Consider the following 14,149-nt stretch of genomic DNA (forward strand, 5'->3'; position numbering starts at 1 on the left):
GGTGAAGTGGGGCGCGGGCGTGTTAGCCTGCGGGTCTATGAGTCTCGCCCCCGGCAACGGCCCCGTTCAGATCACCGAGCAGCAGGTTCAGGCCCGCATTCAGGAAATCGCGGCGAAGATCCGCGAGGACTACCGGGGGACCGAACCTCACCTGATCTGCGTCCTGAACGGCGCGTTCATGTTCCACACCGACCTCGTGCGCGCGCTGGATATGCCCTGCACCATCGACTTCTTGCAGGCCAGCTCCTACGGGAACGCCAAGCAGAGCAGCGGCGAGGTCCGCATCGTCAAGGACCTGCAGTTCCCCATCAGCGACCGGCACGTGATCCTCGTGGAGGACATCGTGGACACCGGCATCACCATGAACTACCTGCTGCACTACCTCGAAGGCCGCGGGCCGAAGACGCTGAAGATCGCGGCGCTGCTCAGCAAGCCCAGCCGCCGCAAGGTCGAGATTCCCGTGGAGTACCTGGGCTTCACGATTCCCGACGCGTTCGTGTACGGCTACGGCCTGGACCGCGCGCAGTTCGACCGCAACCTGCCGTTCATCACCAGCCAGGAGTGATGCAGGTCTGAGTGGGGGCGGGGCTCGCGGGTGCCCGCCCCCGCCGCGTGTCACGCACGAACACGAAAAAGAGGCACCCCGCTTCCGGAGTGCCTGCCTACTGGAGAGGAGTGCTTACCAGCGGTCGTTGCGACGGGCGCCGGCGCCGCCGCCGTAATCGCTGACCGGAGCGGCCTTCGTCACGACGATGTTCTTGGCCTGGGGGCCCTTGCCGCGCTGGCCTTCTTCGATTTCGAATTCGACTTCGTCGCCTTCGTTCAGCTTCTTGAAGCCGCTGGCCTGGATCGCGCTGAAGTGCGCGAACACGTCAGGGCTGCCTTCGGTCTGAATGAAGCCGTAGCCTTTTTCCGCGTTGAACCATTTCACTTTGCCTACTGCCATAATGCACTCCTTAGTTTCCAGATGTAGGCGTGGGCGCACGGTGAAGACCCTGTGCGCCCACCCTCGTCAAGTCGTTGTGCGAACTCGGGAAACTATGGCCGCAGTGTAGAATCCGCCTCAGGCGCCAAACGTGCCTCATGCCACATTCTAGATCAGCTGGCCTAGGCCGGACCGGACCGCTGCACCCCGCCGGTCCCGCGCACGTGAAGAAACGTCGTTTGTGCGTGCCCGGCGCTCCTCCGTAGGGTCAGGGCATGGAGTGGATCGACCCCCTGGCGCAGCTGCGCCTGCTGACCGGACTGGGTGTCGCCGCCCTGCTGACCGGACTGATCGGCTGGGAGCGGGAAGCGCACCGCGCCGGGGCTGGCCTGCGCACCCACATGCTGGTGGGCATCAGCTCGGCGCTGTTCGTGGTGCTCGCCGAGCAGCTCATCCGGCAGTTCGGCAGCGACAACCCGGCCGTGCGCTTTGATCTGGTGGGCGTGTTGGCCGCCGTCGTCAGTGGCGTGAGCTTCCTGGGAGCGGGCACCATCTTCTCGTCCCGCAGCGGAAACGAGACGCGCGGCCTGACCACCGCCGCGAGCCTGCTCGCCAGCGCAGGCGTCGGCGTGGGCTGCGGCCTGCACCTGTACGTCTTCTCGCTGGGCGCCACCCTGCTGTTCCTGTTCATCCTGGGACCGCTGCACCGCCTGGAAACAGGGCACCGCGACGGGGAAACCTGAGCGGAGGAAACACCGTAAACCGGCGCAATGCGACGCCTTTCACACCCGGATTCAGGCTGGGCCGAATGCCCCCGCTGCCGTCACCGCCTGCTGCGCTGGCGGGCCTACCGCCCGTCTCAGGAAAGGCCCTGGCTCGACTGGGACGAGGACCGCTGGCTGGTGCCGGTCCCGCTGGTGGGCCTGGGGCTGACACTGCGGCTCGTGACGCAGGTGCCGCTGCTGCTGACCGTGCTGGGCGGGAGCCGTGGGCGGCTGCTGGGGCTGACCGTGGGTGGCCTGGGGTTCCTGTGGGCCGTGGGCATCGCAGCCGCGCGGCACCGGTGGAGGCTGAATCGGCGGCGAGTGTTGACCGAGAACCTGAGACCTGACGACTGGGTGTGCCCGTCGTGCCTGCACAGCGTGGCTGTGTGACGTGCGCGCCGCCTGCCTGAACAGGTTTGGACGACAGCTGACCGGGGGGACTGGTTAGATTGCCAGGATTGTATACAATATCCACAATGACCTCCTTCGAGCGCCCCACCCTGGTCCGAGACGGCGTGTACGACCACCTACGCCGCGCCGTGCTGGACGGCGACCTCGCCCCCGGCGAGCGCCTGGGCGAGGTGGAACTCGGCGTGCAGCTCGGCGTGTCCCGCACGCCCATCCGCGAGGCCCTGATGCGCCTCACACAGGACGGCCTGCTCGTCGCCGAGGCGAACAAGGGCGTGCGCGTCCGCACGCTGAGTGCCGCCGAGGCCCGCGACACCTACGTCATCCGCGAGGAACTCGACGGACTGGCCGCCGCCCTCGCCGCGCAGCACCACACGCCCGCCGACGCCGCCGCCCTGCGCGCCGCCCTGGACGAACTGCACGCCGCGCCCGGCAGCGACTACCGCGCCCAGACCCGCCTGGACCTCGCATTCCACCGCGCCATCACGCACGCCGCGCACAACGCCGCCCTGAGCGACCTGAACCGCGACCTGGAACAGCGCGTCGCCCTCATCAAACACCAGACCCGCACATACAACGCCCACCCGCAGACCGACGCCCAGCACGCCGCGCTCCTCGAGGCCATCCTCGCCCGTGACCACGACGCGGCGCGGGAGGCTGCCCGCACGCACGTCCGCACCTTCGCCGCCCTCGTCCTGAACGACCTTCAACCCAGGAGCACCCCATGATCGACCAGATGTACCGCAAAGCCGTCCTGACCGTCGCCGGGCAGAAAGCCATCGAGAACGCCGTCCGCGCCCGCGGCTGGGGCATGGCCCAGCGTTTCGTCGCCGGCGAAACCCCCCAGACCGCCATCCAGGCCGTCCACGACCTGAAGAAAGACGGCATCATGGCGAACCTCGACCTGCTGGGCGAATTCATCGAGAGCCCCGCACAGTGCACGCAGTTCGCCGACAACGTCATTACCATGCAAGGCGCCGCGCACGCCGCCGGGATCACGCCCTACGTGAGCATCAAGCTGTCCAGCGTCGGCCAGGGCAAGACCGTGGACGGTGAAGACCTGGGCCTCACGAACGCCCGCCGCATCATCCGCCGCGCCAGGGAGTACGGCGGCTTCGTGTGCCTCGACATGGAAGACCACCCCCGCGTGGACCAGACCCTCGCGCAGTTCCGCACCCTGCACGGTGAGTTCGGCGGGCAGCACGTCGGCACCGTCCTCCAGAGCTACCTCTACCGCACCGAGAAGGACCGCGCCAGCCTGGACGACCTGAGCCCCAACCTCCGCATCGTGAAGGGCGCGTACCTGGAACCCGAAACGGTCGCATACCCGCAGAAAGCCGACGTGGACGCCGCCTACCGCCGCCTCGTGTACGCCCACATGCAGGCCGGGAACTACGTGAATGTCGCCACGCACGACGAGAGCATCATCCACGACGTGCAGATGTACGCCCTGGCGCACGGCATCAGCAAGGACGCCTTCGAATTCCAGATGCTGTACGGCATCCGCCGCGACCTGCAACGCAACCTCGCCGCCGCCGGGTACCGCGTCCGCGCGTACATCCCCTACGGCCGCGACTGGTACCCCTACTTCAGCCGCCGCATCGCCGAGACGCCCCGCAACGCCATGTTCGTGCTGCGCGGCATGCTCAAGGGCTGAACCTTCCAGTCACCTCCACCTGTCCGCCCTTCACCGCAGCCCAGAGCAGACACCACGAATCAGGAGACCCCATGATCAAAGTTCAGGAATACCGCCCGCAGAGCTTCATCGACTTCACGAAGGAAGAGAACGTCAAGGCCTATCAGGACGCGCTGAAGAAAGTCCGCGCCGAGCTGGTTGGGAAGCACTACCCGATGGTCATTGACGGTGAGCGGGTGGATACGGCTGAGAAGCTGACCAGCCTGAACCCCTGCGACACGACTGAAGTGGTGGGGACGACGGCGAAGGCGACCATCGAGGATGCCGAGCGGGCCCTGCAGGGCGCATGGACGGCGTTCGAGAGCTGGAAGAAGTGGGACATGGACGCCCGCGCGCGCGTGCTGCTGAAAGCGGCCGCGATCCTGAAGCGCCGCCGCCTGGAGGCGTGCGCGCTCATGAGCATCGAGGTCGGGAAGAACTACGCCGAGGCCGACGTGGAAGTGGCGGAAGCGATCGATTTCCTGGAGTACTACGCGCGCAGCGCCATGCGGTACTCGGGCTTCGGGAGCAGCGAGACGACGTGGTTCGAGGGCGAGGAGAACGGCCTGATGAGCATCCCGCTGGGGGTGGGCGTGAGCATCAGCCCGTGGAACTTCCCGTGCGCGATCTTCATCGGGATGGCCGCCGCGCCGATCGTGGTGGGGAACTGCGTGATCGTGAAGCCCGCCGAGGACGCGGGCCTGATCGCGGGGTTCATGGTGGACATCATGCTGGAGGCCGGGCTGCCCGCCGGGGTGCTGCAGTTCCTGCCGGGCGTGGGCAAGGAGATCGGCGAGTACCTGACGACGCACGCGAAGACCCGCTTCATCACGTTCACAGGAAGCCGCGCGGTGGGCCTGCACATCAACGAGGTGGCGGCGAAGGTGCAGCCCGGCCAGAAGTGGATCAAGCGCGTGATCATGGAACTGGGTGGCAAGGACGGCATGATCGTGGACGAGACCGCCGATCTGGACGTGGCGGTGACGGCGGCGGTGCAGGGCGCGTTCGGGTTCAACGGGCAGAAGTGCAGCGCCATGAGCCGCCTGATCGTGGTGGACAGCGTGTACGACGACGTGGTCAGCGCCTTCGTGGAGCGCGCGGGTGCCCTGAAGGTCGGGACGGGTGAGGAGAACGCGAACGTCACGGCAGTCGTGAACCAGATGAGCTTCGACAAGATCAAGAGCTACCTGGAGATCGCGCCCGATGAAGGCAAGGTGCTGCTGGGCGGCGCGGCGACCGGCGAGGCGAACGGCAAGCAGGGGTACTACGTGCAGCCGACCATCGTGGGCGAAGTGAAGCGCGAGTCGCGTCTGGCGCAGGAGGAGATCTTCGGGCCGGTCGTGTCGGTCATCCGCGCGCGGGACTGGCAGGACGCGCTGGATATCGCCAACAGCACCGAGTACGGCCTGACGGGCGGCGTGTGCAGCGCCAGCCGTGAGCGTCTGGAGCAGGCCCGCGCAGAGTTCGAGGTCGGGAACCTGTACTTCAACCGCAAGATCACGGGCGCGATCGTGGGCGTGCAGCCCTTCGGCGGCTACAACATGAGCGGCACGGACAGCAAGGCGGGCGGCCCGGATTACCTGGCGAACTTCATGCAGCTCAAGACCGTCACCGAACGCTGGTAAGCACAGCGCTTCAGCTGGGGGGGCATCCTGCGCGCTGCGGGGTGCCCCCCTTCTCGCACTGGCCGCGGCTCTAGAGTTGATCCGGAAAATCAGGGATAGTGTGCCGCTCTCTGAGGCGCCACACTCTGCTCATGCGGCTGACTGATGCACAATGGACCGTTTTGGCACCCCTATTCCCTCAACCGTTCAAACGCACCAATCGTGGACGACCGCGGCGACCGGACCGTGAGGTTCTGGACGGCATCCTCTGGATCCTCCGCACTGGAGCGCAATGGTATGCCCTCCCGAAAGACGAGTACCCTTCCAAGACCACTTGCCATGACCGCTTCCAGGAATGGAACGAGCAGAACGTCTTCCCGAAGATCCTTGCTGCGCTGTATGAGTTAGGCGAGGAGGATCAGGTTCTGGACCTACGGGAAGCCTTTATCGACGGAACGTTCAGCCCTGCAAAAAAAGGGGCGCGGGTATCGGCCCAACCAAGAAAGGCAAGGGCACCAAAATCATGGTCATCGTGGATGCAAGCGGCGTACCGCTTGCCATTCACACCACCAGCGCCAGTCCTGCAGAGGTCAGACTCGTGCACGACACCCTTGACGCCTCGTTTGGGTTGGATTTTCCGAAACGGTTGATTGGAGACAAGGCTTACGACAGTGACGGTCTGGATGCTGAGTTGGCGGCGGTTGGCGTCGAGATGATTGCTCCCAACCGTCGAAATCGTCGGAAGACACAGGATGGCCGACCACTGCGCCGTTACAAGCGGCGCTGGAAAGTTGAACGGACGATCGCGTGGCTGCAGAGCTTTCGACGGATCAGGACACGGGATGAAGTCAAAGCGCAGAATTTCTTGGGGTTCGTTCAACTGGGATGCATTGTCATCCTTCTACGTATGGTTCGCTGCTTACCGGTACAGTGAGGCAGAAATCTCATCCCGGAGGACCCATCGGAATGACAACTCGCTATGACGACATTGCTACCTGGTATGCAGACCACATCGCGAGCGTGTCACCGGCTGAAGCCCTCGTGGTCCCTGAGATCCTCAGACTCACGGGTGACGTGAAGGAGCGCAGGGTGTGTGACCTGGCGTGTGGTGAAGGTCACCTGGCCCGCCTTCTTCAGCAACAAGGGGCACAAGTGACCGGTGTCGACCTGTCTGCCGCTCTGATTGACCTGGCACGGCAGAAAGAACAACGGCGTCCTTTGGGTGTGCAGTATCGAGTGGATGATGCTCAGCATCTCAGTACGATGGCCGCTCAAAGTGTCGATGCGTGTGTGTCTAACCTGGCGTTGATGGATATTCCTGACCTGGTCGCTGTGGTCGAGGCCGTCAAGCGTGTGCTCATCCCTGGTGGGTCATTCACCTTCTCAGTGACCCACCCCTGTTTTCAGGCGCCTGGGGCATTTTGGAACAGGAGTGAAGATCAGGAGATGACGCGTGTGATTCTCAAATATTTCGACGAGGGGGAGTGGAGATCCACGAACCCTGCAGGTGTGCGGGGGCGCGTTGGGGCACATCACCGCACCTTGACGACCTATGTGAACACCCTTGTCCGGGCAGGATTTGCCTTGGACCAGATGAGTGAACCGCGAGCCAGAGGTCCACTGGCACAAGTGAAACCCGAGTATGCCGTGGTGCCCCCATTTCTGGTCATGCGCTGGTTGAACGAAATCAGCGTCTGAGTGACATGCCCCGCCCTTTAAACTTTTGGGTCAGAGATCTCAGAATTTACTTCTGGATTTTCCGGATGGCTTGTAGTGCTTCCATATCCGTCCGGGCGGCCCGGCGGCCCCCTCGCCCTTCTGCTGATGCTCTCTCCCTGTCCCAGAAAGCAAGCTGAGAGGGAGGGGGTTTCATTTCTTATCAGATACGCTACAGAACGGACGGGTCATGTGCGGACGCCACACAGCCGCTTGATATGAACCGCACACGCCAGTTGCTGATGATGAACTGACTGTCAGTTGAGGAAGAAAGATCGTACCTGATGAGAGGCGGGGCCTCCAGCAGATCTGACCACCCGATGGGGGTGGCAATGGGAATTGTCACTTCCAGGCAGTGATTTTCGGTTTGTTCTGCACCCACTCCAGAGCAACCTAGACATGCGGGCCATTGTGACTGTGGCGCGCACTAACATCCCCCTCAACTTCATCACACCGAGCGACGCTCACTGTCCGCACTGGCCCGGCCCCGCGCCGCGCCAGCACCTTCACCCACATCGTTTCGGCACCGTGCCGGAAGACTGCCTTCCGTCACACCTGGAGACCTCATGAAGCACACCCGTTCCATCCTGGCCGCCACCCTCGCCCTGAGCCTCGCCGCCTGCAGCCAGCAGACGGCCACCCCCGTCGCCACTCCCGAGGCCAGCGCTCCCGCTGACGCCATCGCCGGCGCTTATCTGGTGGGCTTCAAGCAGGGCAACCTCAGCAGCCAGAGCGTGACGGAACAGGCCGCCGTGCAGGCCCAGGCCATCGCCGCCGCGGGCGGGATCATGACCAGCCAGTGGGTGGACATCAGCGCCGCCGCCGTGAAACTCGACGCCGCCGCGCTCGCCAAACTGCGCGCCAACCCCAGCGTCGAGTACGTCGAACCCGACTACGTACGCACCGCGCAGGGCTTCAAGGCCGGCGTCACCGACAGTAAAATCAGCACGGGCCTGAGCGCTCAGACCCTGACCGCCCAGGCGCTGTACGCCCCCAGCGGTGAGTTCACCTGGGGCGACAATGCCCTGCGCGTCCAGAACCTCCGCGCCAGTGGCTACACCGGCACCGGCGTCGCCGTGTGCGTCGGTGACACCGGCATCGACGGCAACCACCCCGAATTCGGGCGGAAACTCAAGGGCTTCAAGAACTTCGTCACCACCGAAGCCAACCGCAACGACCCCTACGCCCTGAACGACGTGTCCCACCACGGCACGCACGTCTCCGGCACGATCTTCGCGCAACTCGGCGCGGGCACCGGTGCCAGCGGCACCCTGAGCGGCATGGACGCCAACGGCGTCGTGGGCGTGGCAACGGGCGTGAACCTGTACATGGCCCGCGTGCTGGGCAACACCGGCTCGGGCAGCAGCAGCGGCATCATCAACGGCGTGAACTGGTGCGCCGCGCAGCTCAAGAGCCAGGGCGGCACCGAGAACAAGGTCGTCATCAGCCTCTCCCTGGGCGGCGGCAGCAAGAGCCAGACCGAACAGCGCGCCTACACCAGCGTCTGGCAGAAGGGCGCCCTGACCATCGCCGCGACCGGCAACGACGGCGCCGCCGTCTCCTACCCCGCCGCGTACACCGAAGTGGTCGCCATCGGCGCCGTGGACAGCAACCTCGCCAAGGCGGACTTCAGCAACTTCGGCACGCAGGTCGACCTGGTCGGCCCCGGCGTGGACGTGATCAGCACCGTGCCCCTGGGTCAGGGCAGCCAGGCACTCGCGTCCGGCGGCGGCGTGAGCTTCACAGAGGTGAAGGCCGCCGACCTGACCGGCAAGGGCAGCTTCACCGGGAACATCGTCGCGGCGGGCGGCACGAACAACGAGTTCTGCGGCACCACGACCCGCAACGCCGCCCTGGCGGGGAACATTGCCCTCATCGCCCGCGGCACCTGCTCCTTCGAGGAGAAGACCGCCAACGCCGTCGCCAGCGGCGCCAAGGCCGTCATGATCTACAACAACGCCGCGGGCGCCCTGGGCATGACCCTCACCAACAGCTACACCGTGCCGGTTGTCGGCATCCTCCAGGCGGACGGTCAGGCCCTACTGGGCAAGCTGCCCACCACCGGCACCGCCGCCGTGACCAGCGCCGACTACGAGTCCTACAACGGCACCAGCATGGCCACCCCCCACGTCAGCGCCGCCGCCGCGGTCGTCTGGGCCGCCAAGCCCACCCTGACGAACACCCAGTTGCTCAGCCTGCTGACCAGCACCGCCAAGGACCTCGGCACCGCCGGGAAGGACAACAACTTCGGGTACGGTCTGGTCGACCCCCTGAAGGCCATCACCGGCCAGTAAACCCCCGCTCACCCGGCACCCCTTCCACACGGAGGGGGTGCTGTTCGTTAGCCTGAGCACATGCGCCGAGCAGCCCTCCTGTTCCCCCTACTGCTGTCCGGCGCGCCTTCCCACGCGCCCGTACAGCTGTTCCTGCCGGGCGCCCTGACCGCCACGCAACCCCGCGTCACCCTGCGCGTGAAAGGACTGGAAACGCCGGGCCGCTCGCTCACGACCGGGCTGTGTCAGGTCAGGTACACCGTCTTCGACCGGCAGGGCCGCGCCCTCATCGGGTATCCGAACCGCTCGACCCTCTGCGCCGAGGTGGGCCTGGGCATGAACACCGTACGCGGCACGTGGGGGGCGTTCACGCTTGACCTCTCCCCCGTCCGCGCCGCGAAGCTGCCCGCCGGGACGTACCTCATGACGGCGCACATTCAGGCGCAGGACTGGGGCAACCGGCTGACCCTCGTGTCGAACACCGCGGCGCTACGGGTCCCCTGACTCCTACCAGCCTGCCTCCCGGAGCAGTCGGTCGACGATCTGCACGCCGCCCAGGAGGGCGGGGATGCCGCCGCCGGGGTGGACGCCAGTGCCGACCTGCCACAGTCCGCCCGTCAGGCGGTACGGCTGGGGGTGCAGCGGCCCGCCGCGCCACGCGGGGAGGCCGGGGCCGTACAGGGCGCCGCCGGGGTGCCCGCCCTGTGCGTAGTGGTCGGGGGCGAGTGTGGTGGTAGCAAGCGCGTCCCGCAGCAGCCCGGGGGCGTGCAGGGTCGCCTCGACCCGACGCAGTTGCGCCTGCACCCAGGGGTGACCCAGGGTGAGGGCCTCGCCGGTGGCGGGCGTGGCGAGCAGGACGCTCAGCTGCCGCCCGTGCGCGTGGACCAGGGTGAGGGTGTCCGGCGGGAGCGCGCCGCGCCGGACGTGCACGTGGAACGCCGCGAAGTCGGTGGGCGGCAGGACGCTGGTGGCTGGCAGTGGGGCGGGGCGGGGCAGGACGGCGTACACGCCGACGCCACTGACGGTGCGCCGCGCGACGGGTGAGGTGACGAGGCGGCCCCGCAGCGCGGCCAGCCGGTGCGGATCGAGGGCACTGACGATCAGGTCGTGCCGCGCCGTCCCACCATCCGCAAGGGTGAGGGTCTGCCCGTCCAGTCGCGTGACCGGGGCATGCTCGCGCACCTGTACGCCGCGCGCCTGCCCGAAGGTCAGCAGGGCGTCCAGCAATGCCCCCATGCCGTCCGCCGGGCGGGAGACGTCCGCGCCGACCAGGGCCGGGATCAGCGCGTACAACGGCGGCGCGACCCCGGGGAGCAGTCCGGCGTTCAGGGCGTGCGTGGCCAGAGCGTGGGTCAGGGCGGGCGGCAGCCTCTGCGCGGCCAGCCACCCCTGCGCGGTCAGGTGCGGCCCCTGCACGCGCAGCAGCGCGGCGGCCGCCTGCCGGAACAGCGGGTCGCGCAGGCGCGGCGGGGTGGTCAGCAGCACACCCAGGAACGGCGCGAGTGGCGCGGCGGCCCGCAGGTACCGCTGCCAGTGCGGGTGCAGCGGGTGGCCGGGCGGCACCGGGAGCGGCACCGGGCCGTGGGGGGTGTGGTGCACGCCCAGCCCGCCGGGCAGCGGACGCAGGTGCAGGGGGTCGGGTTCGTTCAGGCCGCGCAGGTACGCGCGCCACACCTGCGGGAACGTGAACAGGCTGGGGCCGGTGTCCACCGACTCACCGGCCAGGGTGAGGCGGCGCAGCTTTCCGCCCGCCTGATCCCGGTCGTACACGGTCACCGCGTGCCCCCGGTGCGCGAGGCGGGCCGCGAGGGCCAGTCCGGCGATCCCGCCTCCCAGGATGCCGACGGGGCGGGTCACGTCAGAACCCGGTCCACTGGCCGCGCGCCAGCAGGTACACGAGTTGCACGCCGGCGACCGCGCCGACAATCCAGGGGGTGATGATGCTCAGGGGGTACAGCCGCGCGGCCTGTTCGGGGGTGGGGCGCAGCAGGAGGCGCAGGGCCATGCCGCCGCAGGTGAGGAGCAGCGCCAGCGCGGTGAGTGTCGAGACGGGGAGCAGCAGCGCCGAGGCGAGAATGAACCACGTCAGGGCGTAGGCGGCCGTGCCGCGCGCGCCGAGGGTGGTGGCGACCGTGCGGGTTCCGGCGGCGCGGTCGGCGGGGATGTCCTGCGCGGCGTCGAAGGCGTGCTTGCCGACCGAGTAGCTCATGAGGGCCAGCAGCGGCCACCACGGAAGCGGGCTGCCGAGGGCCAGCGCGGGCAGCGCCAGCGGGAGGGCGTACGCGACGTTGCTCAGGCCGTCCAGGAACGGGCGGGCTTTCAGGCGCAGCGGGGGGAGGCTGTACGCGGCGAACAGCAGCGCGGACGCCAGCAGCAGCAGCGTGGCGGCGGGTGGCAGCAGGACGCTCAGTCCGGCCAGCGCGGGCAGGTTCCACCACAGCGTGGCGCGCAGCAGCGGCGCGGCCTCCTGCACCTGCAACCGCGCGCCCTGCCAGCCGCCCTTGCGGGAGGACCGGGCGTCCTCCTCCTGATCCCACAGGTCGTTCAGGCCGTAGATCAGGAGGTTGAACGGCAGGGTCAGGTACGCCAGCAGCGCCAGCACCCCGGCGTCCAGGGTGTACAGACGGCCTGTGAGCCACACCCCGGTCACCAGGGTGCCCACGGTGTTCACCCACAGGGCCGGGCGGGACACGACCAGCGCGCGCCGCAGCGGGAAGCGGGCGGGGGTCAGGGTGGGGGCGGCGCGGTCGGTCGGCATGACGGCAACCTCCGCAGCATAGCGGCTGGGGGTGGTGGGCAGATGCCCCGACGTTTGGCCGGAATCGTTACGTTCCTGCGGTCGCGTGGCGCTCAGAATAGGGTTTGATGAACCTTCCCGCCGGGCGGTCACAGACTGCCATGTTCACCGCCTCCGAGGTCGAGGCGCAGACCGGTGTGCCCGCCACGACCCTGCGGCAGTGGGAGCGCCGCTACGGCTTCCCGCGCCCCGAACGCAGCGCGAACGGGTACCGGCTGTACTCCCCGCACGACGTCGCCGCCATCCAGCGCATGCAGGCGCACCTGAACGCCGGGGTGCCAGCCAGCCGCGCCGCAGAACTCACGCAGCGTGACCTCGACGCCGTGCCCGACGAGCCCGAGGCCCGGGACGCCGCCGAGTGGTCCCGGCAGCTCACGCAGGCCCTGATCGGGTCGGACATGGATCAGGCGGGCGCCGTGCTGGGGCAGGTGCATGCGCAGCTGCCCGTCGAGGACGTCCTGACGCACGTGATCTCCCCCACCCTGGCCGACATCGGGGCGCGCTGGGAGCGGGGCGAGATCACGGTCGCGCACGAGCATCAGGCCAGCGCGTTCCTGCGGGCGCGCCTGTCGCACCTGATGGACGTGGCGGGCGTGCAGGAAGGCTTCGGGCCGCTCGTGGTGGCCGCCTGCGCGCCCGGCGAGGAACACGAGCTGGGCCTGATGATGCTGACCCTGGCCCTGCGGCGCCGCGGCGTGCGGGTCGCGTACCTGGGCGCGAATGTGCCGCTGGGCGACCTGGCGGTGTTCACGCGGCAGCAGGGCGCGCGGGCAGTGCTGCTGGCCCTGAACGGCGACTGGGCGCTCGGGCCGACCCGCGAGCACCTGCGCGACCTGGACGGCCTGGGCGTGCCGCTGTTCGTGGGCGGCGCGCTGCTGAACGCGCGGCCCGACCTGGCCGCCGAGCTGGGCGGCACGTACGCCGGGCCGGACGCGCCGCGCGCCGCGCAGCTGATCGCGGCGCACCTGCACCGCAACGAGGGGGGTTCAACATGAGGATTCTGGTGACCGGAGCCAGCGGCTTCGTCGGAAAGGCAGTGGTCAGGCAGCTCGTTCAGGACGGCCATGAGGTCTGGGCGGGCAGCCGCCGGGGCGAGTCGGTGGGCGGCGCGCGCGGCGTGACGCTGGACGTGACCGACCCGGGCAGCGCCCAGCGCGCCGCCGGGCAGGCCGACCCGCAGGCGGTCGTGCATCTGGTGGGCATCATTGCGGAAGCCGGGGACCAGACCTTCGAGCGGGTGCATGTGGAAGGCACCCGCAACGTGCTGGCCGCCACGCCGCGCGGCGCGCGGTACGTGCACATGAGCGCCCTGGGGGCCCGGGAGGACAGCGGCAGCCGGTACTCCAGCAGCAAGGCCCGCGCCGAGGCCCTGGTGCGGGCCAGCGGGCTGGACTGGACGGTCTTCCAGCCCAGCCTGATCTTCGGGGTGGGGGACGACTTCTTCGGGCGGGTGCTGCGGGAACTCGTGTCCACGGCGCCGGTCGTGCCGCAGATCGGGGACGGGTCGTTCCCGTTCCGGCCGGTCAGCGTGCAGGACGTCGCGCAGGCCTTCGCGCGCGCCGCCGGCGGCCGGACCGGGCTGCGCGGCACGTTCGCCCTGACCGGCCCGGAGGAATTCTCGTTCCGGCAGCTGCTGGAGCTGGAACTCGGGGCGCTCGGGAAACGCAAACCCATCGTGCCCGTGCCGCTCCCGCTGATGAACCTCGCTGTGCCCCTGATGCAGGTGCTGCCCAGTCCCCCCATCACCCGCGACCAGTACGCGATGCTCAAGGAAGGCAACACCGCGCCGAACGAACCGGCCCGCAGCACTTTCGACCTGCCGATGCTGCGGCTGCAGGACCACCTGCCGCAGATCGTGCAGGCCGCCTTGAAGAAGTAGTCCGCGCCGAACCTTGCGCCCCGCCGCTCAGCCCGGTGGGGCGCGCCCTTTACCCCTGCGTCATACGGGACTACAGTGACTCGCCTTCAACGTGGTCGCGTTCCGTTG

15 protein-coding genes are annotated in these 14,149 nt (G+C 68.1%); 12 read left to right on the top strand and 3 right to left on the bottom strand.

All coding sequences use genetic code 11. The features are described from left to right. The first annotated feature begins 37 nt into the window (after window positions 1–37). The gene (gene hpt / locus SY84_RS02560; RefSeq protein ID WP_046842689.1) at window positions 38–565 is read left to right on the top strand and encodes a hypoxanthine phosphoribosyltransferase; all 528 of its coding nucleotides are present in this window, start codon (window positions 38–40) and stop codon (window positions 563–565) included. A 114-nt stretch (window positions 566–679) separates the two neighbouring features. Here hpt and SY84_RS02565 read toward each other — a convergent pair whose 3' ends face one another. Further along, complete coding sequence (locus tag SY84_RS02565) at window positions 680–946, bottom strand: cold-shock protein (RefSeq protein ID WP_046842690.1); 267 nt, start codon at window positions 944–946, stop codon at window positions 680–682. 254 nt (window positions 947–1,200) lie between these two features. Here SY84_RS02565 and SY84_RS02570 point away from each other — a divergent pair, with 254 nt between their 5' ends. From SY84_RS02570 to SY84_RS02605, 9 genes are all read left to right on the top strand, one after another. Next, window positions 1,201–1,668, top strand: coding sequence for an MgtC/SapB family protein (locus SY84_RS02570; RefSeq protein WP_046842691.1), 468 nt, complete (start codon window positions 1,201–1,203; stop codon window positions 1,666–1,668). 27 nt (window positions 1,669–1,695) lie between these two features. Next, entirely contained in the window at window positions 1,696–2,079 is a 384-nt protein-coding gene (locus tag SY84_RS02575) for a hypothetical protein (protein ID WP_157882867.1), read from the top strand. Between the two features lie 86 nt (window positions 2,080–2,165). Further along, window positions 2,166–2,825, top strand: coding sequence for a GntR family transcriptional regulator (locus SY84_RS02580; protein ID WP_046842693.1), 660 nt, complete (start codon window positions 2,166–2,168; stop codon window positions 2,823–2,825). Beyond that, window positions 2,822–3,754, top strand: coding sequence for a proline dehydrogenase family protein (locus SY84_RS02585; protein WP_046842694.1), 933 nt, complete (start codon window positions 2,822–2,824; stop codon window positions 3,752–3,754). The genes SY84_RS02580 and SY84_RS02585 overlap by 4 nt, the downstream gene beginning before the upstream one ends. Window positions 3,755–3,825: 71 nt before the next feature. Further along, window positions 3,826–5,397 carry an L-glutamate gamma-semialdehyde dehydrogenase gene (gene pruA, locus SY84_RS02590; protein WP_046842695.1) on the top strand — a complete coding sequence of 524 codons (1,572 nt, stop codon included), beginning with the start codon at window positions 3,826–3,828 and terminating at the stop codon, window positions 5,395–5,397. A 131-nt stretch (window positions 5,398–5,528) separates the two neighbouring features. Next, window positions 5,529–6,310 (top strand): IS5 family transposase gene (locus tag SY84_RS16140; protein ID WP_157882868.1). Its coding sequence is split into 2 segments (ribosomal slippage): window positions 5,529–5,874 and window positions 5,874–6,310, totalling 783 coding nucleotides; the frame shifts between segments, so codons are not numbered across the junction. 32 nt (window positions 6,311–6,342) lie between these two features. Next, window positions 6,343–7,074, top strand: coding sequence for a class I SAM-dependent methyltransferase (locus SY84_RS16145; RefSeq protein WP_245621386.1), 732 nt, complete (start codon window positions 6,343–6,345; stop codon window positions 7,072–7,074). Between the two features lie 584 nt (window positions 7,075–7,658). After that, window positions 7,659–9,386, top strand: a complete 1,728-nt coding sequence (locus SY84_RS02600) for a S8 family serine peptidase (RefSeq protein WP_046842697.1) — start codon at window positions 7,659–7,661, stop codon at window positions 9,384–9,386. Between the two features lie 60 nt (window positions 9,387–9,446). Beyond that, window positions 9,447–9,869 carry a hypothetical protein gene (locus SY84_RS02605; RefSeq protein WP_046842698.1) on the top strand — a complete coding sequence of 141 codons (423 nt, stop codon included), beginning with the start codon at window positions 9,447–9,449 and terminating at the stop codon, window positions 9,867–9,869. 3 nt (window positions 9,870–9,872) lie between these two features. On the opposite strand, the gene SY84_RS02610 is transcribed toward SY84_RS02605, so the two are convergent. Both SY84_RS02610 and SY84_RS02615 read right to left on the bottom strand, forming a co-directional pair. After that, the gene (locus SY84_RS02610) at window positions 9,873–11,222 is read right to left on the bottom strand and encodes a phytoene desaturase family protein (protein ID WP_046842699.1); all 1,350 of its coding nucleotides are present in this window, start codon (window positions 11,220–11,222) and stop codon (window positions 9,873–9,875) included. Between the two features lies 1 nt (window position 11,223). After that, window positions 11,224–12,123 carry a UbiA family prenyltransferase gene (locus SY84_RS02615; RefSeq protein WP_046842700.1) on the bottom strand — a complete coding sequence of 300 codons (900 nt, stop codon included), beginning with the start codon at window positions 12,121–12,123 and terminating at the stop codon, window positions 11,224–11,226. 107 nt (window positions 12,124–12,230) lie between these two features. Here SY84_RS02615 and SY84_RS02620 point away from each other — a divergent pair, with 107 nt between their 5' ends. Both SY84_RS02620 and SY84_RS02625 read left to right on the top strand, forming a co-directional pair. After that, entirely contained in the window at window positions 12,231–13,157 is a 927-nt protein-coding gene (locus tag SY84_RS02620; protein ID WP_046842701.1) for a MerR family transcriptional regulator, read from the top strand. Next, entirely contained in the window at window positions 13,154–14,041 is an 888-nt protein-coding gene (locus SY84_RS02625; RefSeq protein WP_046842702.1) for a complex I NDUFA9 subunit family protein, read from the top strand. The genes SY84_RS02620 and SY84_RS02625 overlap by 4 nt, the downstream gene beginning before the upstream one ends. Window positions 14,042–14,149: the final 108 nt, after the last annotated feature.

The organism is Deinococcus soli (ex Cha et al. 2016), from assembly GCF_001007995.1.
GTDB lineage: Bacteria > Deinococcota > Deinococci > Deinococcales > Deinococcaceae > Deinococcus > Deinococcus soli.